1 rRNA gene is annotated in these 2,997 nt (G+C 53.1%); it reads right to left on the bottom strand.

The features are described from left to right. Positions 1-58 precede the first annotated feature (58 nt). Positions 59-2,964, bottom strand: a 23S ribosomal RNA gene (locus IM317_RS21460). Between the last annotated feature and the right edge of the window lie 33 nt (positions 2,965-2,997).

Genomic DNA, 2,997 nt, shown 5'->3' with positions numbered 1-2,997 from the left:
TTAATCTGTATCAGGCTGAAAATCGTGTCTCTCTTCGCCGAAACAGCTTCGGCGTTGTAAGGTTAAGCCTCACGGTTCATTAGTATCGGTTAGCTCAACGCATCGCTGCGCTTACACACCCGACCTATCAACGTCGTAGTCTTCAACGTTCCTTCAGGACCCTTAAAGGGTCAGGGAGAACTCATCTCGGGGCAAGTTTCGTGCTTAGATGCTTTCAGCACTTATCTTTTCCGCATTTAGCTACCGGGCAGTGCCATTGGCATGACAACCCGAACACCAGTGATGCGTCCACTCCGGTCCTCTCGTACTAGGAGCAGCCCCCCTCAATTCTCCAGCGCCCACGGCAGATAGGGACCGAACTGTCTCACGACGTTCTAAACCCAGCTCGCGTACCACTTTAAATGGCGAACAGCCATACCCTTGGGACCTACTTCAGCCCCAGGATGTGATGAGCCGACATCGAGGTGCCAAACACCGCCGTCGATATGAACTCTTGGGCGGTATCAGCCTGTTATCCCCGGAGTACCTTTTATCCGTTGAGCGATGGCCCTTCCATTCAGAACCACCGGATCACTATGACCTGCTTTCGCACCTGCTCGAGCCGTCACTCTCGCAGTCAAGCTAGCTTATGCCATTGCACTAACCTCCTGATGTCCGACCAGGATTAGCTAACCTTCGTGCTCCTCCGTTACTCTTTGGGAGGAGACCGCCCCAGTCAAACTACCCACCAGACACTGTCCGCAACCCGGATTACGGGTCTACGTTAGAACACCAGCCATTAAAGGGTGGTATTTCAAGGTCGGCTCCACGCAGACTGGCGTCCACGCTTCAAAGCCTCCCACCTATCCTACACATCAAGGACCAGTGTTCAGTGTCAAGCTATAGTAAAGGTTCACGGGGTCTTTCCGTCTTGCCGCGGGTACACTGCATCTTCACAGCGAGTTCAATTTCACTGAGTCTCGGGTGGAGACAGCCTGGCCATCATTACGCCATTCGTGCAGGTCGGAACTTACCCGACAAGGAATTTCGCTACCTTAGGACCGTTATAGTTACGGCCGCCGTTTACCGGGGCTTCGATCAAGAGCTTCGCGTTACCGCTAACCCCATCAATTAACCTTCCGGCACCGGGCAGGCGTCACACCGTATACGTCCACTTTCGTGTTTGCACAGTGCTGTGTTTTTAATAAACAGTTGCAGCCAGCTGGTATCTTCGACTGATTTCAGCTCCACCCGCAGGGGCTTCACCTACATATCAGCGTGCCTTCTCCCGAAGTTACGGCACCATTTTGCCTAGTTCCTTCACCCGAGTTCTCTCAAGCGCCTTGGTATTCTCTACCTGACCACCTGTGTCGGTTTGGGGTACGATTTCGTGTTACCTGATGCTTAGAGGCTTTTCCTGGAAGCAGGGCATTTGTTACTTCAGCACCGTAGTGCCTCGTCATCACACCTCAGCGTTAATAAGGTACCGGATTTACCTGGAACCTCCGCCTACATGCTTAAACCGGGACAACCGTCGCCCGGCTAACATAGCCTTCTCCGTCCCCCCTTCGCAGTAACACCAAGTACAGGAATATTAACCTGTTTCCCATCGACTACGCCTTTCGGCCTCGCCTTAGGGGTCGACTCACCCTGCCCCGATTAACGTTGGACAGGAACCCTTGGTCTTCCGGCGAGCGGGCTTTTCACCCGCTTTATCGTTACTTATGTCAGCATTCGCACTTCTGATACCTCCAGCATGCCTCACAGCACACCTTCAACGGCTTACAGAACGCTCCCCTACCCAACAACGCATAAGCGTCGCTGCCGCAGCTTCGGTGCATGGTTTAGCCCCGTTACATCTTCCGCGCAGGCCGACTCGACCAGTGAGCTATTACGCTTTCTTTAAATGATGGCTGCTTCTAAGCCAACATCCTGGCTGTCTGTGCCTTCCCACATCGTTTCCCACTTAACCATGACTTTGGGACCTTAGCTGGCGGTCTGGGTTGTTTCCCTCTTCACGACGGACGTTAGCACCCGCCGTGTGTCTCCCGTGATAACATTCTTCGGTATTCGTAGTTTGCATCGGGTTGGTAAGCCGGGATGGCCCCCTAGCCGAAACAGTGCTCTACCCCCGAAGATGAGTTCACGAGGCGCTACCTAAATAGCTTTCGGGGAGAACCAGCTATCTCCCGGTTTGATTGGCCTTTCACCCCCAGCCACAAGTCATCCGCTAATTTTTCAACATTAGTCGGTTCGGTCCTCCAGTTAGTGTTACCCAACCTTCAACCTGCCCATGGCTAGATCACCGGGTTTCGGGTCTATACCCTGCAACTTAACGCCCAGTTAAGACTCGGTTTCCCTTCGGCTCCCCTATACGGTTAACCTTGCTACAGAATATAAGTCGCTGACCCATTATACAAAAGGTACGCAGTCACACCACAAAGGTGCTCCCACTGCTTGTACGTACACGGTTTCAGGTTCTTTTTCACTCCCCTCGCCGGGGTTCTTTTCGCCTTTCCCTCACGGTACTGGTTCACTATCGGTCAGTCAGGAGTATTTAGCCTTGGAGGATGGTCCCCCCATATTCAGACAGGATACCACGTGTCCCGCCCTACTCTTCGAGTTCACAGCCTGTGTGCTTTCGTGTACGGGACTGTCACCCTGTACCGTGCGACTTTCCAGACGCTTCCACTAACACACAAGCTGATTCAGACTCTGGGCTGCTCCCCGTTCGCTCGCCGCTACTGGGGGAATCTCGGTTGATTTCTTTTCCTCGGGGTACTTAGATGTTTCAGTTCCCCCGGTTCGCCTCGTTAACCTATGTATTCAGTTAACGATAGTGCAACGAATTGCACTGGGTTTCCCCATTCGGACATCGCCGGGTCAAAGGTTCATATCACCTCGCCGGCGCTTTTCGCAGATTAGCACGTCCTTCATCGCCTCTGACTGCCAGGGCATCCACCGTGTACGCTTAGTCGCTTAACCTCACAACCCGAAGATGTTTCTTTCGATTCATCA

This window comes from Enterobacter cloacae complex sp. S3 (assembly GCF_014930495.1).
Classification (GTDB): domain Bacteria; phylum Pseudomonadota; class Gammaproteobacteria; order Enterobacterales; family Enterobacteriaceae; genus Enterobacter; species Enterobacter asburiae_B.
This window is presented reverse-complemented; position numbering and strand designations above follow the sequence as displayed.